This window comes from Brucella ciceri (assembly GCF_041930145.1).
GTDB lineage: Bacteria > Pseudomonadota > Alphaproteobacteria > Rhizobiales > Rhizobiaceae > Brucella > Brucella intermedia.
On sequence record NZ_JBHEEV010000002.1, the window covers coordinates 401,642 to 422,703 of the forward strand.

The window sequence follows — 21,062 nt, forward strand, 5'->3', positions numbered from 1 at the left end:
CCCCGAAACCTGCATCAATCCTGCTTTACCTGGCGGATTGCCTCTTCGAGGAAAGCAAACATCTTCTCGCGGATAACCTCGTCTGCAACGCTCACGCCTGCAGCATCGAGATCGGCGCGGATCTTGCGGAAAACATCCTCGTCGCCAGCTTCCTCGAAGTCGGCGGCAACGACTTCCTTGGCATAGGCTTCCGCCTCCGCGTCCTTCTTGCCAAGCTGGTCTGCGGCCCAGAGTCCCAGAAGCTTGTTGCGGCGTGCCTCCGCCTTGAAGCGCAGTTCCGCATCAAGCGCGAATTTCTTTTCAAAAGCGTCGCGGCGATCATCCATGCCAGTGGTCATTCATAAAGCTCCCAGACTTACAAGTTAGAAGAGATCGTCATCCGTTCTCTTGCCTAAAGCTGGCAAGGGGCGCAAGATTATACAAGGGCTTAAAGACCACTTTCTTGCGACTCATACATAAACTTGCGTCAGAAACGCCGAAAACGGGGGAACGGGCACAAAGCAGGATTGTTAAAAGCCCACAATTGCTATAGGTAGCCCGCGAGAATAGCGGCTTAGAGCCGATCACCATAAATATGGAAATCCGAGAAAAGCCATGAACCGTCGCCGCCGTATTTACGAGGGCAAGGCCAAGATTCTTTATGAAGGCCCTGAACCCGGTACGCTTGTCCAATTCTTCAAAGATGATGCAACTGCCTTCAATGCAAAGAAGCATGAAGTCATCGACGGGAAAGGCGTGCTGAACAACCGCATTTCCGAGCATATCTTCACCCAGCTCAACCGCATCGGCATTCCGACGCACTTCATCCGCCGCCTCAACATGCGTGAGCAGCTGATCAAGGAAGTGGAAATCATTCCGCTTGAAGTGGTCGTGCGCAACGTTGCAGCCGGTTCGCTCGCCAAGCGCCTTGGCCTGGAAGAAGGCACCATCCTGCCGCGCTCGATCATCGAGTTCTACTACAAGGCCGATGCGCTCGACGATCCGATGGTCACCGAAGAGCATATCACGGCTTTCGGCTGGGCAAGCCCGCAGGAAATCGACGACATCATGGCGCTTGCCATCCGCGTCAACGACTTCCTCACCGGCCTGTTCCTCGGCATCGGCATCCAGCTTGTCGATTTCAAGATGGAATGTGGACGCCTGTGGGAAGGCGACATGATGCGCATCGTCGTCGCCGACGAAATTTCGCCGGACTCTGCGCGTCTTTGGGACATCACCACCAATGACAAGCTCGACAAGGACCGTTTCCGTCGCGATATGGGCGGTCTGGTCGAGGCCTATCAGGAAGTTGCGCGCCGTCTCGGCATCATGAACGAGAACGACACGCCGCGTCCGTCCGGCCCCACGCTTGTGAAGTAATCATCCGCCCAGCCCGGAAGGGCCTGGTCCCGAAAAGTGGAAGCCGGTTTTCGGGATCGAGCCAGACAAGCCTTCCGGGCTGTTTCATTCGTTCTAAAATTGCAGGAACTACAGAGTGATCAAGGCACGCGTCACCGTTACACTGAAAAACGGCGTTCTCGACCCGCAGGGCAAGGCAATCGTCGGCGCGCTCGGCAGCCTCGGTTTCGACGGCGTCAATTCGGCCCGTCAGGGCAAGGTGTTCGATCTGGAACTGGAAGGCTCGGACAAGGCCAAGGCCGAAGCAGACCTGAAAGCCATGTGCGAGAAGCTGCTCGCCAACACCGTGATTGAAGATTATTCCATCGCCATCGCCTGAGCCCAACAAGGAAGCAGTCGCCATGAAATCCGCAGTCATTCTCCTTCCCGGTCTCAATCGCGATCGCGACATGATCGCGGCGCTGACCAAGATCACCGGACAGGCTCCGGTGACCGTCTGGCAGACTGACACCAGCATCCCCGACGATGTGGACCTGATCCTCATCCCCGGCGGCTTCTCCTATGGCGACTATCTGCGTTGCGGCGCCATTGCCGCCCGCATGCCGGTCATGCAGGCCTTGCGCGAGAAGGCCGAAAAGGGCGTGATGGTCATGGGCGTGTGCAACGGCTTCCAGATCCTCGTCGAAGCCGGACTTCTGCCGGGCGCGCTGATGCGCAATGCCTCGCTGAAATTCGTCTGCCGCGAAGTGAAGCTCGAAGTGACCAACGCCAACACCTCGTTCACGCGCGGCTACCAGCCGGGCCAGATCATCCGCTGCCCGGTCGCGCATCATGACGGCAATTATTTCGCCGATGCCGAAACGCTGAAGCGTATCGAAGGCGAAGGCCAGGTCGTGTTCCGCTATGCCGAAGGCACCAATCCGAACGGATCGGTCAACGACATTGCAGGTATCGTCAATGCACGCGGCAATGTGCTCGGCATGATGCCTCACCCGGAAAACCTGATCGAAGCAGCCCATGGCGGCGACGATGGCCGGGCGCTCTTTGCAGGCGCACTTGGCGTCGCGGCCTAAGCTGGCAGACAGATAAACGGAAAAGGCGGCTCCCATCGAGCCGCCTTTTTTGTTGCGCCTGCCTCGCCTCAAAACTGCACTGGCAAAGCGCCGGGTTTCGTGGCAGCTTGGCTCCGGGAGGACTTTGACAAGAGACAAACCGTCGGGGTCTCCTCATTTTTGTCCGTGCATTTTTCCCGGCACAAATCGTCCATATTTTTGCTGGAAATGCCTCACAGATTTTAGCGATAAAGAATCAGGGGAATTCATTCATGCAGCTTTATTCCAGGCCTCTCTCCCCCTACTCATCTTTCGTGCGCGGCGTCCTCTACCTGAAGGACCTGCCTTTCAAGCCGATGAACCTGTCCTATCCGTTTCCCGCCGATTTCGGCAATGTCACGCCGCTCCGCCGCATACCGGTGCTGATCACCAGTTCGGGTGAAACGCTGTTTGAAGCCGCCGTCATCGCGGAATATCTGGAAGATCATTTTCCTGAAACACCCGTATTGCCCGGCACGCCGCGCGAGCGCGCTCTCATCCGCCTGCTGGCGCGCGTGACGGAACTCGACGTGCTCGGACCGACGATGAAGCTCTTCATCCTGTCGAGCAAACCCGAGCGTGACGATGCAAGCATCGAGCGCCTGTTCGACAAGATGCATACCGGCCTCAAAGTGGTCGAAAGCCGCCTCTCGGACAAAGCTTTCGCCGCCGGAGACGAACCTACGCTTGCGGATTGCTGGCTGCTGCCCGTGCGTTTTCTGATGGAACCGTTGAAGAAGCTATCCGGCAAAGCGGATTTGCTGGACGCGTTCCCGAAATTCGATGCATATGCGGCCAAGGCAAAACAGCACCCGGTCTTTGAACGCATCTGGAACGAGATGAACGACGGACTGAAGTCCTTCATGCCGCAACCCGCCTGATTCTGCCGATCTACCTCACCCCCAGCGTGCTTTTCAAAGGCACGCCCTTTCGGAGCCCCTCCTTGAAGACCAAGACTTTCGCTCTTCTGGCCCTCCCGGCCATTGCATTGCTTGCAGCCTGCACCTCCAGCAAGCCGACGCGCCCCCTCGCCGTCGATGCCAGCAAGGCTGCATTACCAACCATGGAGCGCATTGCGCTGGCGGCAAATAGCTGCTGGTTCAAATCCAAGGACAAGGATTTCCGCGGATACTCGCTTGCACCGGAACTGAATTCCTTTACCGGACGGCCGCGCATTCTGGTGGTGCCGGCCCGCAACCCGGCGTCTCGTCCGCTGCTGGTCGTGCAGGCGCAGGGAAATCCGGCTCGTGTCGAAACTTTCGGCCCCATGATGGGTGAAAGCCATGGCGGACGTATCGCCGCCGACGTCAACCGCTGGGCTTCGGGCCAGAGCGGCTGCCAGTAACAACCAGATGCGTCGCGGAAACGCCGAAACCGGCTTTCCGCGACACATTTCAACGCAAGTGAAAACGCACCTTCCGTGCTTCGCGCTCGGCTTCACCGCGCCGCAGTCCAATGTCGCGCAACTGCGCATCTGTCAGTTCGCCCAAAGCAATCCGGGTGCGCCGCAGCATCATTCGATAAGACAGCCAATTCAAGACCTGCCGTAGATATCCGCCTCGCGGTTGCGAGGCCGTTGCCAGATGCGCCTGCAATCCTTTCGGCAAATCCGCCGCCGTATCAGCCACGGGAACAGGAAGAATTGTATCTATTGTCTCGGTCTGCGGCCTGAAGTAAAACATTGTCTCGGTCCATTCCTCATAAGCAGAGCCGGTTGGGAGCCCAGTGCTGCTACGGCATCGACCTGAAAATCGAAGTCGACTCTCAAAGGAACGATGCCCGGATTCAACTGGTCGGAGCGCCCTTCAATCACGCGAACGCGCACACGATGCTCCAAGCAGTTCGTTTGATCGCCGCCTATTTACAATTCACCGGCAGCGACGAATTGACTCTATAATTGACTTGGCAATAGGTACAATTTATAAGTTGTCACCATGACAAATTGGATTCCAGACCTTTCCGGCAAGTCCGGCCCATTTTACCTGCAACTCGCCGACGCCATCGAAGAGGCAATCGGAAGCGGCGGGCTGCCCGCGGGTGCAAAGCTGCCGCCGCAGCGCAATCTCGCATTCGATCTCAAGGTAACAATCGGCACAATCGGCCGCGCCTATGCCCTGGCCCACGAGCGCGGCCTTGTGACGGGCGAAGTGGGTCGGGGAACCTATGTGCTCGGTGAAGAACCGGCCGACAATGCACTGACCGCCTCAGGCATTGCCGGAACCAAACCCGCCGACGTCCCATCCGGTAAAATCCGCTTCGACACGACAGCGGCACCGGATGTTGGCCAGCACGAAGTTCTGGCCCGGATAAATGCCGACATTCATCGGGATTTTCCGCAGGATATAGCGAGCTATTCGCGCTATTTCCCGCAGCACTGGCTGGAAGCCGGGCAAAGATGGCTTTCGCGGGCCGACTGGCGGCCAGACCTCGACAGCATCGTCGTCACCAACGGCGCGCAGGCTGCAAGCATTGCCATTATCACGGCCTTCACCAATCCCGGCGACCGCATCCTGTTTGAAAACCTGACTTACGCGCAGATCAGCCGTTCCGTTCGCCTTCTGGGGCGGCGCACCATTCAGGCCGGTCTGGATGAATATGGTCTCATTCCGGAAGAGTTCGAACGCGCCTGCCGCCAGCAGCACCCGACCCTCGCCTTTCTGATGCCGACGCTGCATAACCCCACATTGTCGGTCATGCCGGAAGAACGGCGCCGCGCCATTGCCGACATTGCACGGCGTTACAATGTCTGGCTCATCGAAGACGATATCTATGGCGTCATGTGCGACAGCCAGATTCCACCCTTGGCAAGCTTTGCGCCGGAACGCACATTCGTCGTTTCCGGCCTGTCGAAAGCCGTAGCGGCAGGGATACGCAGCGGCTGGGTCGCCTGTCCCGCCCATTGCGCACAGCGCGTGAAGGTGACGCACAAGATGGTCACGGGCGGCGCAGCCTTCCTGCTCGCCGAGACCGGCGCGCAGCTTGTACTCTCCGGCGAGGCAGACGCCATTCACAGCAAATGCCGCGAGGAAACCGTCATTCGCGAAGAAATGGCCCGCAGAATCTTCGACGGGTTCGACTTCGTATCGAAACCATCCGTTCCGTTCCTGTGGATGGGCCTGCCCGAGCCCTGGCTTTCGGGAACGTTCAAGGCGGCGGCCTATGAAAGCGGAATCCTGATCGATGACGAGGACGAGTTCAAGGCCGGACGCGTCGACCAGATTTATCACAGGGTCCGCGTCGCCTTCTCTTCCCCCTCCGATCGCAATGTCGTTGAAAACTGTTTCCTGACGCTCCGTCGCCTGCTCGAAAACGAACAGGCGGGATATGAAGGGAGTGTCTGAAGCGCCCGGCCTCTCTTTATCGTTACTGATGTACGATTGAGGCCGGGAAAGCGGCATTTTCCTGTCGCACTTCATGGAAACTTAGGTTAAAGAGGCGCCTTGAAACCTTAGGTATCCAGCCTTCGGCAGAAGGTTTTCGGGTACCGCAGCCTGCGACGGGGTTCCCCATTTCCATGACTATTTCCAATACGCGAGACATCACGCCGGAATTGATCGAAGCGCATGGTCTTAAGCCGGACGAGTATCAGCGCATTCTCGGTCTGATCGGACGCGAGCCCACCTTCACAGAGCTGGGGATTTTCTCGGCCATGTGGAACGAGCATTGCTCCTACAAGTCTTCCAAGAAATGGCTGCGCACGCTGCCGACCAGTGGACCGCGCGTCATTCAGGGTCCGGGCGAAAATGCGGGCGTCGTGGATATTGGCGATGGCGATTGCATCGTCTTCAAGATGGAAAGCCACAATCACCCCTCCTATATCGAACCCTATCAGGGTGCGGCGACCGGTGTCGGCGGCATCCTGCGCGATGTCTTCACCATGGGTGCGCGTCCCGTTGCGGCGATGAATGCGCTGCGCTTCGGCGAACCGGATCATCCAAAGACCCGTCACCTCGTTTCGGGCGTCGTTTCCGGCGTCGGCGGCTATGGCAATTCCTTCGGCGTGCCGACCGTCGGCGGCGAAGTGAATTTCGACAAGCGCTATAACGGCAATATCCTCGTCAATGCTTTCGCGGCGGGTCTCGCCAGAACCGATGGCATTTTCTATTCCAAGGCGGAAGGCGTCGGCCTGCCAGTCGTCTATCTCGGCGCGAAGACGGGCCGCGACGGCGTCGGCGGCGCGACGATGGCATCGGCTGAATTCGACGAGTCGATCGAGGAAAAGCGCCCGACCGTTCAGGTTGGCGATCCCTTCACCGAAAAATGCCTGCTTGAAGCCTGCCTCGAACTGATGGCTTCCGGCGCAGTGATCGCGATCCAGGACATGGGCGCGGCCGGCCTCACCTGCTCCGCCGTCGAAATGGGCGCCAAGGGCGACCTCGGCATCGAACTCATCCTCGACCATGTTCCTGTCCGTGAAGAGAACATGACGGCCTATGAAATGATGCTTTCGGAAAGCCAGGAGCGCATGCTCATGGTTCTGAAGCCGGAAAAGGAAGCTGAAGCGCAGGCCATTTTCCGCAAATGGGGCCTCGATTTCGCCATCGTCGGCAAGACGACCGACGATCTGCGTTTCCGCGTCATCCATCAGGGCGAGGAAGTCGCCAACCTGCCGATCAAGGATCTGGGCGACGAAGCGCCGGAATATGATCGTCCGTGGATGGAACCCGGCAAGCACGCGCCGCTTCCGGCCAGCAATGTTCCGCAGGTGGAAGATTATTCCGCAGCCCTTCTCAAGCTCATCGGCTCGCCCGACCTGTCGTCGCGTCGCTGGGTCTACGAACAGTACGACACGCTCATTCAGGGCAACTCGCTGCAGGTTCCGGGCGGCGACGCGGGCGTGATCCGCGTGGAAGGCCACGACACCAAGGCTCTCGCCTTCTCCTCTGACGTGACGCCGCGTTATTGCGAAGCCGATCCGTTTGAAGGCGGCAAGCAGGCGGTTGCCGAATGCTGGCGCAACATCACCGCGACCGGTGCCGAGCCGCTGGCATCGACCGACAATCTGAACTTCGGCAACCCGGAAAAGCCGGAAATCATGGGCCAGCTCGTCAAGGCCATCGAAGGCATCGGCGAAGCCTGCCGCGCGCTGGATTTCCCGATCGTTTCCGGCAATGTCTCGCTCTACAACGAGACCAACGGCCAGGCCATTCTGCCGACGCCGACCATTGCCGGTGTCGGGCTCATCCCGGATTGGTCGCAAATGGCGAAGATCGGCGGCATGCAGGATGGCGACACGCTGGTGCTGCTTGGCGGCGACGGCACCCATCTCGGCCAGTCGGTTTATCTGCGCGATCTGTTCGACCGCGCCGATGGTCCTGCCCCGACGGTCGATCTTGCGCTTGAAAAGCGCAATGGCGAATTTGTCCGCTCGGCCATCCGCAACGGTCAGGTCACGGCCTGTCACGACCTTTCCGATGGCGGCCTGGCGATTGCCGTTGCGGAAATGGCAATCAAGTCCGGCAAGGGTGCCGTGATCGATGCCGGTGACGGCCTGCCTCATGCCGCACTTTTCGGTGAAGATCAGGCGCGTTATGTCGTCGCGGCCACGGCTGAAATGGCAAAGCTCATCGCCCTCAATGCCGAAGGCGCTGGCGTTCCGTTCCGCGTGCTCGGCACCGTCGGCGGCGACCGCCTGAAGATCGGCGATCTGGTCGATGTCAGCGTTGTCGATCTGACCGATGCTTTTGAAGGCTGGTTCCCGGCCTTCATGAGCGGCGAGCCTGTAACCGATAACTGACCTCGGTCCGCATCGTCGATACCTTTTGCCGCCCGGATGGAAAGCCTGTCCGGGCGGTTTGCTTGTCTTTGATTTAAGCGTTAGACAGATGGTTGTTGACGTTCCACGATGGTGCGTTACGATTCGACCGAACGATAAGAAAAGGCCGGAAACGGCAGGAGATTTTGCATGGCTATGGACGCACATGAGATCGAAAAACTGATACGCGAGGGGATTCCCGACGCAAAGGTGACGATCCGCGACCTTGCCGGAGACGGAGACCATTATGCCGCCGAGGTCGTCGCGGAGAGTTTCCGCGGCAAGTCCCGCGTGCAGCAGCACCAGATGGTCTATGACGCGCTGAAGGGCAATATGGGCGGCGTGCTGCACGCACTCGCCTTGCAGACAAGCGTACCGGAATAACGGACGGCCGTTTCGGGGGAGCAAGCCTTGCTGCGGCAAGATGCAGCTCCCCCGGAGACGGAATTCTCGCGCATTTGACTTGCTTTCGCCCGATCCGGGTGGTTACCAGCATTCAAAGCGACTATATTCGGGAAGACCTCCCCAGTTTACGCCGGAATTTGCCTCGGCGTATTTGTTTAGCGCATGATCCTGTCCGGAAAGTCAGGCAACTTTTCGGGGTTATGCTTGGAAAGGACCGCAAATGACCGGCATCAACGATTTCATCAACAATGAAGTGAAGACCAACGACGTCGTGCTTTTCATGAAGGGCACGCCGGGTTTCCCGCAGTGCGGTTTCTCCGGTCAGGTCGTCCAGATCCTCGACTATCTCGGTGTTGAGTACAAGGGCGTCAACGTTCTGTCCTCGGACGAACTGCGTCAGGGCATCAAGGAATATTCGAGCTGGCCAACCATCCCTCAGCTGTATGTGAAGGGCGAATTCGTCGGCGGCTGCGATATCGTGCGTGAAATGTTCCAATCGAACGAATTGCAGGCACTTTTTACCGATAAAGGTATTGCCACCAAGGCGGCTTGAGGATTAATTGCCGGTTATACGGCTTCAGCCTCACCTTTTCCGAAGGCGCCGTTCCACGGCGCCTTTTGCGTTTTGCTAGATGTTCAACGACGGATTTCCGTCTGTCTGCTTCTGCTTTCTAAATTTTGTCTTTCGTATCGTGTCCCCCGACGCGATGCGCCACTTTGCCAGGGAATGCCAGTCATGCCGCTCGACATCAAGAACGGTTCGCCGGACCAGAAAACCTCCATGCGCGGACGCGGCGAATTCATCGCGCTCATCGCAGCCATCATGGCCATCAATGCGCTGGCGGTCGACATCATGCTGCCCGGCCTGCCGCAGATTGGCGCAAGCCTTGGCGTGCAGTCGGAAAACCACGTCCAGTTCGTCATTACCGCCTATCTGCTGGGTTTCGGCGTTTCGCAGCTGTTCTACGGACCGTTGAGCGACCGCTTCGGCCGCAGGCTGCCGCTGTTCGGCGGGCTTGTCATCTACATTCTCGCCGCGTTGGCCTCGGCTGTCGTCACCGACTTCACGACGCTGATCGTCCTGCGCGTCCTTCAGGGCCTTGGCGCAGCCGGTACGCGCGTGATCGCCGTCTCGGTGGTCCGCGACAAGTTCGCCGGCCGCCAGATGGCGGAAGTCATGTCGCTCGTCATGATGGTTTTCATGATCCTGCCCGTCGTCGCGCCTGCAACAGGCCAGCTCATCATGCTGCTCGGCGAATGGCACCTGATCTTCCTGTCGATGGCGCTGATGGCGCTTATCGTCGGCATGTGGGCCTTCTTTCGCCTGCCCGAGACCCTTCCCGCATCCAACCGGCGTCCACTGACGGTCAGGAGCGTCATCGGCGGCTTCGGGATCGTTCTGTCGAACCGCGTCGCCCTGTTCTATATGCTCGGCACCTCGTTCATCCTCGGCGCGCTGTTCGGCTATATCAACTCGGCCCAGCAGATTTTCGTCGGCATTTATGAGCTTGGCGCGCTGTTTCCGCTGGCTTTCGCAGCCGTTGCCATGACGCTGGCGCTTGCCTCGTTCATGAATTCGCGCCTTGTCGGCCGCTTCGGCATGCGCCGCATTTCGCAGTCGATGCTGCTGGTCTTCACCGGTTTCAGCCTGTTGTGGATGGTCCTTTCGGTCACGATGGAAGGGCCTGTGCCCTTCCCGCTCCTGATGGCGATCTACATGACCATCATGTTCTCGTTCAGCCTCGTGACCGCCAATTTCAACGCGCTGGCGATGGAGCCGCTCGGCGAAGTCGCAGGCACGGCCTCCTCCGTTCTGGGCTTTGCGCAAACGGTGATCGGTGCGGCATTGGGCGCGGTTATCGGTCAGGCCTTCGACGGCACCACGACGCCGGTTGCAACCGGCTATTGCGTGCTCGGATTTGTGGCGCTCGGCTGCGTTCTGATCGCTGAACGCGGGCGATTGTTCAGGGTACAAAACCCGCCCGCCGAACACGTGATCTGATCGCATATCACTGATAAACAATCAAAGCCCGCTCATAGTTAGCGGGCTTTTCTTATGCCATGCACGTGCTATCAATTGGTGGTTTCGGGGGCAAAAGCAGAACGCGTCAGCCAGCAGGCGCATCGGGGAGGATAAGCCACCCCGACTTTGGCAAGGGCTTTGCTCTCGCGCCGGAATGACACCAATGGGTTTCATACCTGTGAGTATCACGCCGCCGATAAAGAAAACCCGCACGGGCTGGCAATGCTACGTGCGGGTCCAACTCTTTACGTAAGCGAAACGGGTTGGGAGTTCGCGCTTCCAACCCACTCCGCCAATATAATATTCACATGCCAAAAACACAAGCGGGGCCGGCTACTCTGCCCAGAGCGCGGCCTGAATGGACTGCCAGCTCTCCTTGCTCGGCGCAACAATAAGCCCTCCGCCGGTGTGAGAAGGCAGGTACGCGCTGCCGTCCCAGCGCGCGATGTAACCACCCGCTTCCTGATGGATCAGCGCACCGGGAAGATGGTCCCAGGGCATAAGCTTGTTGTAGACGGCGAAATGCGCCCCGCCGGTCGCGATAATCCGATATTCGTGCGCCGCACAGCGATAGCCGATCTGCGACAGGAATTTCGTATGATTGCGCGCCAGCCGCGACCGTATCGGCTCGGCAGTATACTGCCACGAAATCGAGCCGGTCATCTGGTCGATGGGAGCAGGCTTCGCAACGCTCACCCGGCTTAGATCGCCGTTGGCATGGCGAACATGGCTCCCGCCGCCCCTGGACGCCATGATCCAATCATTGCCGACGGGATCGTGAATGATACCGGCGACAGTTTCACCCTTCGACACCACCGCCAGCATCACGCCAAAAAGCGGAACGCCTGATGCGAAGTTGAAGGTGCCGTCGACGGGATCGATTGTGAATGCAAGTTCCGCGTCGTTGAGACCATCCAGCAAGGCCGGATTGTCCGAGCAGGCTTCCTCGCCCACGATCACCGCGTCGGCGAACCGCTCCTTTAGCCTGGCTGTGATGTAGCGCTCCGCATTCACATCGGCTTCCGTGACCAGATCGGCAGCAGAAGTCTTCTGCTTGATATCGCCCGCATCCAGCCTGCGGAATCGCGGCATGATCTCCTCACGCGCCGCATCGGCCAGCAAATCGGCCAGCCAGTCCATCTGTCCTTCATCAAAGCGCATGATCGTCCTCTCCTGCATCGTTCAGCGTCAGTCCCGCGAAATCGAACAGCTTGCGATCCAGCAGGTGGCTTGGACGAACATTCGTCATGGCGCGGATCATCGTGTCCTTGCGGCCCGGCATGCGCTTCTCAATGTCGGTCAGCATGGCTTTCATCGCATTGCGTTGCAGCCCTTCCTGACTGCCGCACAGGTCGCACGGAATGATCGGAAACTGCATCGCGGTCGCGAATTTCTCCAGATCATCCTCCGCCGCATAGGCCAGCGGACGGAACACCATCAGGTCGCCCTCGTCATTGACGAGTTTCGGCGGCATTGCCGCAAGGCGTCCGCCATGGAACAGGTTCATGAAGAAGGTTTCGAGAATGTCTTCCCTGTGGTGGCCGAGCACCACCGCCGAGCAGCCTTCCTCACGCGCGACCCGATAGAGGTTGCCGCGGCGCAAGCGCGAGCAAAGCGAGCAATAGGTGCTCGTTTCCGGCAGCTTGTCGGTGACGATCGAATAGGTGTCCTGATATTCGATGCGATGCTCGATTTCGTAGCGGTTCAGGAAATCCGGCAGAATGTGCTTGGGAAAGTTGGGCTGGCCCTGATCCAGATTGACCGCCAGCAGCTCGACCGGCAGCAGGCCGCGCCATTTGAGATCCAGCAGCAGCGCCAGAAGCCCATAAGAGTCCTTGCCGCCCGAAAGGCAAACCATCCAGCGTTCGCCGGGTTTGACCATCGAGAAATCCTCGATGGCCTGCCGCGTCAGGCGCAACAGACGTTTGCGCAGCTTGTTGAATTCAACCGTGGTCGGCACATCGCGGAACAGCGGGTGACAGCCGTCGCTGCCCGCATCTTCTGCAATATCTGGATCGAAAGCGTTCATGGTGCTTCCCGAAAATTGAGGATGTTGCAGGCTTCATACCGAAAAGCGGGCGCGGGGAAAACCGGGAAACCATAATTGTTTGCGAAAGACGCAAAACCGCTACGCAGTTTCGCTGGAAATGCTCATTTAAACTACGCATTGTCCTGCGCAAAACCGCTTCGCACTTTTGCTGGAAATGCTTAACGAAAAAGCCGCGCTGATGTACAGCGCGGCTTTTCGATTTCGGCAAATATCCAGCGCGCCAGAGCGCGCATGGAATTAACGCGAATAGAATTCGACGACCAGGTTCGGTTCCATCTGAACGGCGTAAGGCACATCCGTCAGAGTCGGAACGCGGGCGTAGGTCGCAACCAGCTTGTTGTGGTCGACTTCGATGTAGTCCGGAACATCACGTTCTGCGAGCTGAACAGCTTCCAGAACGATAACCAGCTGCTTCGACTTTTCGCGAACTTCAACAACGTCACCGGCCTTCAGGCGGTAGGACTGGATGTTGACACGGCGACCGTTTACATTCACGTGGCCGTGGTTGATGAACTGGCGGGCAGCGAAGATCGTCGGAACGAACTTGGCGCGGTACACGACTGCATCGAGGCGCGATTCCAGCAGACCGATCAGGTTTTCACCGGTGTCGCCCTTGCGGCGAGCGGCTTCTTCGTAGGTCTTGCGGAACTGCTTTTCGGAGATGTCGCCGTAGAAGCCCTTGAGCTTCTGCTTGGCGCGCAACTGCACACCGAAGTCCGACAGCTTGCCCTTGCGGCGCTGGCCGTGCTGGCCCGGGCCATATTCACGACGGTTTACCGGGGACTTCGGACGGCCCCAGATGTTTTCGCCAAGACGGCGATCAATTTTGTACTTAGCGGATTCGCGCTTGCTCATCGCATTTCCTTCAAAGGTTATAGCGCCCGAAGGCGCTGGAGGAAACGCGCCCTCCTCTGCCCTCCGTTTTCGAGGACTGACAGGATGAAGCGCGCGAGCGCAATCTTCATCCACGGGACACGTCAAATGAAACGCCAGCGCGATGACGCGCCAGCGATGGCGGCTTTTAGTCATCCAGCTGTTATCTTGTCAAGCGCGCAGGGTCGAAAAAGCCGGAAAAACCGGTGTTCGGCATGCGTTTCCTACCATTTGCTACGCTCTGCCATCAAGCGTGAAGGAACGCCATTCCCTGTTTCGTCATTAGCCCTGACGGAACTGCTACTCATGAGGCGTCAATGGCTTTGTCTTTTTTTCCGTCCGGCAAGGGTGCATTCATCGCGCTGATCGCGCTTGGCCTCGTTGCAATGCCGTCCTTGTCCGGCATTCTTTCCGGCGAGGCGCAGGCGCAAACTTTCATCGAACGCATCCTCAAACAGGACGCCCAGAAGGCAAGGCAGCATCGCAAACGTCCGGTGGCAAGACACAGTCAGAAGAAGCCAGCCGCAAAGCAACAAACGGCGAGACAAGCGAGCCCCGCACCGAAGGCTGAAGCAAAACCGGCGCCCGGCTTCACCATACCCGTTCCCATCCCGCGACCGGAGGATACGGCAAACAAGAAACCGGAGCCGGAAGCCACGCCCCTTCCCGAGGAAAAGCCGGATACGGAACCACAGGAACAGCCCCGCCCGGCCCCGACCCCATCTCCGGAGAAACCGGCGGAACCGGCAGACAATCCCAAACAGGCTGACGAGAAACGGCAGGACGCCAGGCCGGAAATCGAAGAACGAATCTATCAGGTGTCCTGCCCGGCGCTCATTTCCGGTCAGGTCGAGGGCAAGCTCCTGCCTCCGATCAAGGACGGTGAGCAATGCGGGGTTCATTCCCCTCTGTCCCTCACCGCCATCGGCAAGGACGAGCCGTTGAAATTCGCCAATGCAGTGACCACGAATTGCGCTATGGCCGTCACGCTGGCGCAGTGGAGCAGCGAAGTGACCAAAGCCGCGAAGGATGTTTACGGCCCGGATTCAAAAATCACGGAGATCGGCGTCGGATCGGACTATCAATGCCGAAAGGTAAACGGAGCCTCGTCGGGGCGGGTTTCGGAACACGCCTTTGCAAACGCGCTCGATATCATGTCGTTCACATTCGCGGACGGCACCAAAACGCAACTGGAAAGCGGCTGGAACGGCAACGACAAGGAAAAGGCATTCTGGCGCGCCGTGCACGGTGCAAGCTGCAAGCTTTTCATGACCGTGATCGGTCCGGACGGCGACGCCGCGCACCGCACCAACATGCATCTCGACCAGGGCTGCCACGGCAAATCCTGTCTTGCACGGATTTGCCAATAAGCTATCGTAAGCGTTGGAAATTCATAAAAAAATCAGAATTGCGCCTGTAATCTCGGTTCCATTATCGATTCAACCCCGCCTGATCGCCAGTGAAAGACGGGTCTCCAGAAGGACATGGGCATGAAATCGACCAAACTTGTAGTTTCCGCAATTTTCACACTGGGTTTTTGCGCTGCGGCTCATGCCGATGCCGTTCCGAAGCGCTCGAAGGATTTTACAGGAAATTACCAGACGCTCGTCAAGGATCAGCGGGTCGCGCCGCAGATCGCCGACTGTATCGCCAGCGGCTATGACTATGTGAAGAAGAGCAAGAAATATGATCGTCTCGGCTTCACCAAAGACGATATTTCCGACGCGCAAACCGATGATAAATCATCGAAATTCAGTTCCAGCGACCCGCGCAAGGTGTCAGCGGTGATTTCGGTTCCCGGTGAAGCGCGCAACAAGGGTGTTTCCGCGAAGTGGGACAGCATCACGCTGCGCTGCGGTATCACCGACGGCAAGCTGAAAGCAATCGAACTAGCCCCGAACAAGGCCGACAAGTAAAGATCACATGGCGAGTGCCGGACGGCGCTCGCCTGTCCTGTTCAGTGCTTCTTGTCGCCGTCTACGTGCTCCGGCAGGCTTTTGCGCTTGGTTTCGGCAAACTCTTCCAGTTCCTTTTCGGTCATTGATTCATACATTTCCTTCGACGCGCCGATGAGTTCGCTTTTCTTGATCTCGCCGCGTTTGGCAGCAAGAGCAGCTCCGGCTGCCTTCTGTTGGGCTTGTGATTTTGCGGGCATGGCTTTCTCTCCTGTCTGACAAGACAAACGCACGGCGAAACGGCCCGGTTCCCCTTTTATTCGTTGCCTTCGTCAAAACGTGCGCGTGCACCGCGAAGCAGGTCGCGGTTCTTGACGGCCCATTGGCCGAGCACATCGATCGGCACGGCCAGAGAATGGCCAAGCTCGGTCAGTGAATATTCCACTTCCGGCGGGGATGTCGGGCGAACATGCCGCGAAACCAGCCCGTCGCGCTCCAGCGACCGCAGCGTCACCGTCAACATGCGCTGCGAAATGCCTTCGATGGATCGCCGCAAGGCATTGAAGCGCATCGAGCCTTCCTGAAGATTGAAGACGACGAGAATGCTCCACGTGTCGCCCACCCGATCCAGCACTTCGCGGATCGGACAGGCGCCGTCCCCATCGGCTTTGAAGGCCGGAGTAGATGAGAGCAAGGGCGTCTTGCCATCCGGCCGTGTCGATATCGTCATCTGCTTCTCCTCGGACAGGCGGTCCACCGCCCGGCGCGCATTTTATTCTTCGAGCCCCGCCGCTTTCGAACGCACATGGTCTATGTTGGCGGCAAAATCCCGGTAAAACAATTGGTTAACTCGGTCCTTGCCTTTCGGCCTCATCGAAACCGCCCTGAACACTTGCCTTCGACGCGGTTACTTCCATGTACCCTGAACATGTAAAAGTGCGTTCTTCACACGCTTGGCAGCATCACTTATGTAGTTATCAGAAATAACCTGATTACGAAACGTACCTCAATTCATTCGATACGAGAAGATCGGAAAGGAAAATGCCATGACCAGAATCGCACTGATCGGCGCAACGGGTTTTGTGGGCGCCGCCATTCTCAAGGAAGCCGCAACACGCGGCCACCAGGTGACCGCACTGGTTCGCCATCCGGAAAAAGTGGAAAAGCTCGCCAATGTCACAGCGGTAAAGGCTGACGTATTCGATACCGATGCGCTTGCAAGCCAGCTTGCGGGACATGACATCGTGATTTCGGCCTACAATCCGGGCTGGAGCGACGAGAATATCCGCGAAAACCACATCAATGGCAGCCGTTCCATCACGGAAGCCACCAAAAAGGCCGGCATCAAGCGCCTTATAGCGATTGGTGGCGCGGGCAGTCTTTCGATCAATGGCAAGCAGCTGGTCGACTCGCCCGAGTTTCCTGCCGAATGGAAGGAAGGCGCGCTCGGCGCCCGTCAGGCACTGGAAGACCTGCGCGGCGAGGACCAACTGGAATGGACATTCGTGTCGCCGGCGATCATTCTCCAGCCGGGCGAGCGCACCGGAAAATACCGTCTCGGCGGCGACGAACCGGTGTTCGACGACAAGAGCGAAAGCAAGATCTCCGTCGCCGATCTGGCGGTCGCCATTCTGGACGAAGCTGAAAAAGGCCAGCATATACGCCAGCGTTTCACAGCCGCCTATTGAGGCAAATCACAGAAACGCCACATTTTTGACGGGCGTTCGCCACAAAATCGGTGGTGAAATACACACATCACCACCGGTTTTTCGTGCAAAAAGACCGCAAAACGGGCTCGCCGCCGCTCTGCCTTAATTATCTTAAACCAGTTCCACGTCCACGACGCCGTGAATGGCTTTCATGGCGCTCGCGATCTGCGGGCTGACCCGATAACGGTGCGGCAGTTCGATCTCGACTTCGCGCTGGCCGTTATCCTTGATGACGATGAGGCTCACCTGCCCGTCGCCGCGCGTATTGAAATGCGGCGCGATATGACGGACCGCATCGGCGGAGCGCAGGTAAAGCCGCATCGCCTTCTGCATCCGGCAGGCTTCGTCTTCGAGCGACTGCACCGTCTGGATGCGCAGGCCGATGCCTTCGGGACGGTTTTCCGCCTGAACAGTAATCACCACCGACTTGCCGCTTTCCAGAAGATCGCGATATTGCGCGAGCCCTTCCGAAAACAGCACTGCTTCGAACTGGCCGCTGGCATCGGACAGTTGCACGATGCCCATCTTGTTACCGGTTCGCGTCTTGCGCTCCTGACGGGCGGTCACGGTGCCCGCCAGACGTCCGGCATTGGCGCCGCGCTTGACGGCCGCGGAAAAATCCGCCCAGCTTTGAACACGCATCCGGTTCAGCACATCGCGATATTCATCGAGCGGATGGGCCGAAAGATAGAAGCCGACCGCCTGAAACTCGCGATGCAGCATTTCCGATGGCAGCCAGGGCGCTGCCTGCGGCAGGATGAGCGTTTCCTTGGGCGCGCCGGACAGGCCGAAGATATCGGACTGGCCGCTTGCGGCATTTTCCTGCGTGCGCTGGGCAAAGCCCATGATGCGATCCATGCCCGCACTCATGGCCGGACGCTCGCGACCGAAGCAATCCATCGCACCGGCATTGATGAGGCTTTCCAGCACCCGCCGGTTGACGATGCGCGGATCGACCCGCTCGCAGAAATCCTCAAGGCTTTCAAAAGGCTTCTCGGCCCGCACCTCGACGATATGATCCACCGCCGCCTCGCCCACGCCCTTGATCGCGGCAAGCGAATAGAAAATCTGCTTCTCGCCCACTTCAAACGGACGGAACGACGTCATCACCGACGGCGGCACGACCTCGATGCCAAGACGGTTGGCCTCGCGGCGGAAATCGTTGAGCTTGTCGGTGTTCGACATATCGTAGGTCATCGACGCGGCGAGGAACTCGACCGGGTAATGCGCCTTCATATAGGCCGTCTGGTAGGAGACGATGGCATAGGCGGCGGCGTGCGACTTGTTGAAGCCGTAGTCGGCGAACTTGGCCAGCAGGTCGAAGATCATGTTGGCCTGCGCCTTGTCGACACCGCCTTCGATCGCGCCATCCACGAAACGGACGCGCTGCTTGTCCATCTCCTCGCGGATCTTCTTGCCCATGGCGCGGCGCAGAAGGTCAGCTTCACCGAGCGAATAGCCGGAAAGCACCTGCGCGATCTGCATCACCTGTTCCTGATAGACGATAACGCCCTGCGTTTCCTTGATCAGGTGATCGATCTTCGGGTGAATGGAGGCGATCTCCTCCTCGCCGTTCTTGCGCGCATTATAGGTCGGGATGTTCTCCATCGGGCCGGGACGATAAAGCGCCACAAGCGCAATGATATCCTCGATCCGGTCCGGGCGCATGCCGAGCAGCGCCTTTCGCATGCCGGCGCTTTCAACCTGGAACACGCCGACCGTTTCACCGCGCGATAGCATTTCATAGGTGAGCGGATCATCGAGCGGCACATGGGACAGGTCGATCTCGATACCCTTGCGCGCCACCAGCTTGACCGCCGTTTCCAGAACGGTCAGCGTCTTGAGGCCGAGAAAGTCGAACTTGACCAGTCCCGCCTGCTCCACCCATTTCATGTTGAACTGGGTGACCGGCATGTCGGAACGCGGATCGCGATACATGGGCACCAGTTCGGACAGCGGACGGTCACCGATCACGATACCGGCGGCGTGGGTCGAGGCGTGGCGATAAAGCCCCTCGAGCTTGAGCGCCATATCGAGAAGCCGCCCGACGACCGGCTCCTTCTCGCGCTCTTCGTTGATCTTGGGTTCGGTTTCGATGGCCTGCGCCAGCGACACGGGATTGGCCGGGTTCTGCGGTACCAGCTTGCAAAGACGGTCGACCTGACCATAAGGCATTTCCAGAACGCGCCCCACATCGCGCAGCACGGCGCGCGCCTGCAAGGTTCCGAAAGTGATGATCTGCGCAACCTGATCGCGCCCGTATTTTTCCTGCACATAGCGGATCACCTCTTCACGGCGATCCTGACAGAAGTCGATATCGAAGTCGGGCATCGAAACGCGGTCCGGGTTGAGGAAGCGTTCGAAAAGCAGCGAGAACCGCAGCGGATCGACATCGGTAATCGTCAGCGCATAGGCGACGAGCGAACCGGCACCGGAACCGCGGCCCGGCCCGACCGGAATGCCATGGGCCTTCGCCCATTTGATGAAGTCGGCAACGATCAGGAAGTAGCCGGGGAACTTCATGCGGGTGATGATGCCGATCTCGTATTCGAGACGCTCGGCATATTGCTCCGCCGTGTAGCCTTCCGCGAGGCCCGCCGTCTCGAGCCGCATCTTCAGGCCCTCGCGCGCCTGCCGCGCCAGCTCGTCGGCCTCCGCCTGAAGGGCCGCTTCCGGATCGTCCGATTCGCCCGTGAAGCGCGGCAGGATCGGCTTGCGCGTCTGCGTGTACCAGCTGCAGCGCTGGGCAATCTCGACCGTGTTTTCGAGCGCTTCCGGCAGATCGGCAAAGAGTGCCGCCATTTCCGCACGGCTTTTCAGATGGTGATCCGGCGTCAGGCGGCGGCGATCATCGTTGGACAATATCTGTCCTTCCGCGATGGCGAGAAGCGCATCATGGGCCTCGAAGTCTTCCGCCTTGAGAAAGAACGCCTCATTGGTGGCCACCAGAGGCAGGTCCATCTCGTAGGCAAGCGCCACGGTCTTTGCTTCCAGCGCACGGTCATAGCCAGCCTGACGCTGCAGTTCGACGTAGAGCCGGTCGCCGAAGGCTTCCCGCAGGAAAGCAAGCCGTGCCTCCGCCCTGTCCGGACGGTCGGCGGCAAAGGCGCGGCCGATCGGCCCCAATGCGCCGCCGGAAAGCACGATGACATCTTTCGCCAAGGACGGTAGCCAGCTCGCCTCGACATGCACCGGATCACCCGCCGGAGTGTCCAGGAACGCGCGGCTGACGAGCCGCACGATATTGCCATAGCCCTCTTCCGTCGTCGCGAGCAGCACGATGGGGGCAAGGTCCAACGCAACCCGGCGATTGGCGCTGCGTCCATTGTCGGCATGGTCGCCAAAGGCAACATCGATCTGGCAACCGATAATCGGCTGCAACCCGTCCTTCGATGCCTTCTGCGCAAACTCAAGCGCACCGAACAGATTGTTGGTGTCGGTGACTGCGATAGCCGGCGCCTCGTCGGCAATCGCCTGTTTGATGATCTTGCCGAGCGGCAATGCGCCTTCCAGCAAGGAATAGGCCGAGTGTACCCGCAGATGCACGAAACGTGGCGTCAAAGCACCGTCATTTGCTGCATTGGCTGCTGCTGCATCACTCATTCCATCGACCCCGATCATCTGCCGAGCCACCCGGATGGACATACATCCGGCGCTCCAAATCCATGTATCGGACTTTCCAGAAATCGATTTCGATCCTGGCGCCGATACAATAGCCGCCTGATAGCACATTGCTTCAAGCATGAACCACATTCGTGATTCATCGCGGCTGGCGACTCTGTCGCCTGAAAGCATCAGTTTCGGGGAATGAAGTGGCGATGTCCAGTAAGACTATCGCCCCCGTGGCGCGGGTTCACAGGAACCCGCTATTTCCTTCAAATAGCGCTCACCCAGATGGCGAAAGTTGCAATGAACAGGCTTAC

At 58.8% G+C, this 21,062-nt stretch carries 21 protein-coding genes; 13 read left to right on the forward strand and 8 right to left on the reverse strand.

Features of this window, described 5'->3' with window-relative positions; translation table 11 throughout:
- Positions 1-14: 14 nt before the first annotated feature.
- Entirely contained in the window at positions 15-338 is a 324-nt protein-coding gene (locus JNC63_RS05095; protein ID WP_006466628.1) for a DUF1476 domain-containing protein, read from the reverse strand.
- Between the two features lie 256 nt (positions 339-594).
- Here JNC63_RS05095 and purC point away from each other — a divergent pair, with 256 nt between their 5' ends.
- The 5 genes from purC (at position 595) to JNC63_RS05120 (ending at position 3,774) form a co-directional block, all read left to right on the forward strand.
- Positions 595-1,359 (forward strand): phosphoribosylaminoimidazolesuccinocarboxamide synthase, encoded by a 765-nt coding sequence (gene purC / locus JNC63_RS05100; RefSeq protein WP_004688254.1) that lies wholly within the window; start codon positions 595-597, stop codon positions 1,357-1,359.
- Positions 1,360-1,474: 115 nt separating this feature from the next.
- Positions 1,475-1,717, forward strand: a complete 243-nt coding sequence (gene purS / locus JNC63_RS05105) for a phosphoribosylformylglycinamidine synthase subunit PurS (protein ID WP_006466627.1) — start codon at positions 1,475-1,477, stop codon at positions 1,715-1,717.
- Positions 1,718-1,739: 22 nt separating this feature from the next.
- Entirely contained in the window at positions 1,740-2,411 is a 672-nt protein-coding gene (purQ, locus tag JNC63_RS05110) for a phosphoribosylformylglycinamidine synthase subunit PurQ (protein WP_025091401.1), read from the forward strand.
- Between the two features lie 251 nt (positions 2,412-2,662).
- Positions 2,663-3,310: a glutathione S-transferase family protein gene (locus tag JNC63_RS05115; protein ID WP_006471785.1), complete on the forward strand. Its 648-nt coding sequence runs from the start codon at positions 2,663-2,665 to the stop codon at positions 3,308-3,310.
- A gap of 62 nt (positions 3,311-3,372) precedes the next feature.
- A complete protein-coding gene (locus JNC63_RS05120) occupies positions 3,373-3,774 on the forward strand; it encodes a hypothetical protein (protein WP_006471786.1) in 402 nt (133 codons plus the stop codon).
- A gap of 49 nt (positions 3,775-3,823) precedes the next feature.
- Here the strand turns inward: JNC63_RS05120 and JNC63_RS05125 are convergent, their stop codons facing one another.
- A complete protein-coding gene (locus tag JNC63_RS05125) occupies positions 3,824-4,111 on the reverse strand; it encodes a DUF1127 domain-containing protein (RefSeq protein ID WP_006471787.1) in 288 nt (95 codons plus the stop codon).
- A 252-nt stretch (positions 4,112-4,363) separates the two neighbouring features.
- On the opposite strand from JNC63_RS05125, the gene JNC63_RS05130 reads away from it, so the two are divergent.
- The 5 genes from JNC63_RS05130 (at position 4,364) to JNC63_RS05150 (ending at position 10,591) form a co-directional block, all read left to right on the forward strand.
- Positions 4,364-5,770, forward strand: a complete 1,407-nt coding sequence (locus JNC63_RS05130; protein WP_006471789.1) for an aminotransferase-like domain-containing protein — start codon at positions 4,364-4,366, stop codon at positions 5,768-5,770.
- A gap of 173 nt (positions 5,771-5,943) precedes the next feature.
- Complete coding sequence (purL, locus tag JNC63_RS05135; protein WP_006471790.1) at positions 5,944-8,166, forward strand: phosphoribosylformylglycinamidine synthase subunit PurL; 2,223 nt, start codon at positions 5,944-5,946, stop codon at positions 8,164-8,166.
- A gap of 168 nt (positions 8,167-8,334) precedes the next feature.
- Positions 8,335-8,568: a BolA/IbaG family iron-sulfur metabolism protein gene (locus JNC63_RS05140; protein WP_006466620.1), complete on the forward strand. Its 234-nt coding sequence runs from the start codon at positions 8,335-8,337 to the stop codon at positions 8,566-8,568.
- A gap of 241 nt (positions 8,569-8,809) precedes the next feature.
- Complete coding sequence (gene grxD, locus JNC63_RS05145) at positions 8,810-9,142, forward strand: Grx4 family monothiol glutaredoxin (RefSeq protein ID WP_006466619.1); 333 nt, start codon at positions 8,810-8,812, stop codon at positions 9,140-9,142.
- A 183-nt stretch (positions 9,143-9,325) separates the two neighbouring features.
- On the forward strand, positions 9,326-10,591 hold the full coding sequence (locus JNC63_RS05150) for a multidrug effflux MFS transporter (RefSeq protein ID WP_006471791.1): 1,266 nt from the start codon (positions 9,326-9,328) through the stop codon (positions 10,589-10,591).
- 354 nt (positions 10,592-10,945) lie between these two features.
- Here JNC63_RS05150 and JNC63_RS05155 read toward each other — a convergent pair whose 3' ends face one another.
- The 3 genes from JNC63_RS05155 to rpsD all read right to left on the reverse strand — a co-directional run bounded on the left by JNC63_RS05155 (position 10,946) and on the right by rpsD (position 13,517).
- Positions 10,946-11,773 carry an inositol monophosphatase family protein gene (locus JNC63_RS05155; RefSeq protein WP_006471792.1) on the reverse strand — a complete coding sequence of 276 codons (828 nt, stop codon included), beginning with the start codon at positions 11,771-11,773 and terminating at the stop codon, positions 10,946-10,948.
- The gene (gene ttcA, locus JNC63_RS05160) at positions 11,763-12,641 is read right to left on the reverse strand and encodes a tRNA 2-thiocytidine(32) synthetase TtcA (RefSeq protein ID WP_006471793.1); all 879 of its coding nucleotides are present in this window, start codon (positions 12,639-12,641) and stop codon (positions 11,763-11,765) included. Before ttcA ends, JNC63_RS05155 begins: the two co-directional genes overlap by 11 nt.
- 258 nt (positions 12,642-12,899) lie before the next feature.
- Complete coding sequence (gene rpsD / locus JNC63_RS05165) at positions 12,900-13,517, reverse strand: 30S ribosomal protein S4 (protein WP_006471794.1); 618 nt, start codon at positions 13,515-13,517, stop codon at positions 12,900-12,902.
- 335 nt (positions 13,518-13,852) lie between these two features.
- Between rpsD and JNC63_RS05170 the strand changes: the two genes are divergently transcribed.
- Positions 13,853-14,905, forward strand: coding sequence for an extensin-like domain-containing protein (locus tag JNC63_RS05170; RefSeq protein ID WP_025091400.1), 1,053 nt, complete (start codon positions 13,853-13,855; stop codon positions 14,903-14,905).
- A gap of 120 nt (positions 14,906-15,025) precedes the next feature.
- Positions 15,026-15,451, forward strand: a complete 426-nt coding sequence (gene bspC, locus JNC63_RS05175; RefSeq protein ID WP_025091399.1) for a type IV secretion system effector BspC — start codon at positions 15,026-15,028, stop codon at positions 15,449-15,451.
- Between the two features lie 41 nt (positions 15,452-15,492).
- Here bspC and JNC63_RS05180 read toward each other — a convergent pair whose 3' ends face one another.
- Positions 15,493-15,690 carry a DUF3008 family protein gene (locus JNC63_RS05180; RefSeq protein ID WP_006471797.1) on the reverse strand — a complete coding sequence of 66 codons (198 nt, stop codon included), beginning with the start codon at positions 15,688-15,690 and terminating at the stop codon, positions 15,493-15,495.
- 56 nt (positions 15,691-15,746) lie between these two features.
- Positions 15,747-16,160 carry a winged helix-turn-helix transcriptional regulator gene (locus JNC63_RS05185; protein ID WP_006471798.1) on the reverse strand — a complete coding sequence of 138 codons (414 nt, stop codon included), beginning with the start codon at positions 16,158-16,160 and terminating at the stop codon, positions 15,747-15,749.
- 316 nt (positions 16,161-16,476) lie between these two features.
- On the opposite strand from JNC63_RS05185, the gene JNC63_RS05190 reads away from it, so the two are divergent.
- On the forward strand, positions 16,477-17,118 hold the full coding sequence (locus JNC63_RS05190; RefSeq protein WP_006471799.1) for an NAD(P)-dependent oxidoreductase: 642 nt from the start codon (positions 16,477-16,479) through the stop codon (positions 17,116-17,118).
- Between the two features lie 132 nt (positions 17,119-17,250).
- On the opposite strand, the gene dnaE is transcribed toward JNC63_RS05190, so the two are convergent.
- Entirely contained in the window at positions 17,251-20,742 is a 3,492-nt protein-coding gene (gene dnaE / locus JNC63_RS05195) for a DNA polymerase III subunit alpha (RefSeq protein ID WP_063882731.1), read from the reverse strand.
- Positions 20,743-21,062 lie beyond the last annotated feature (320 nt).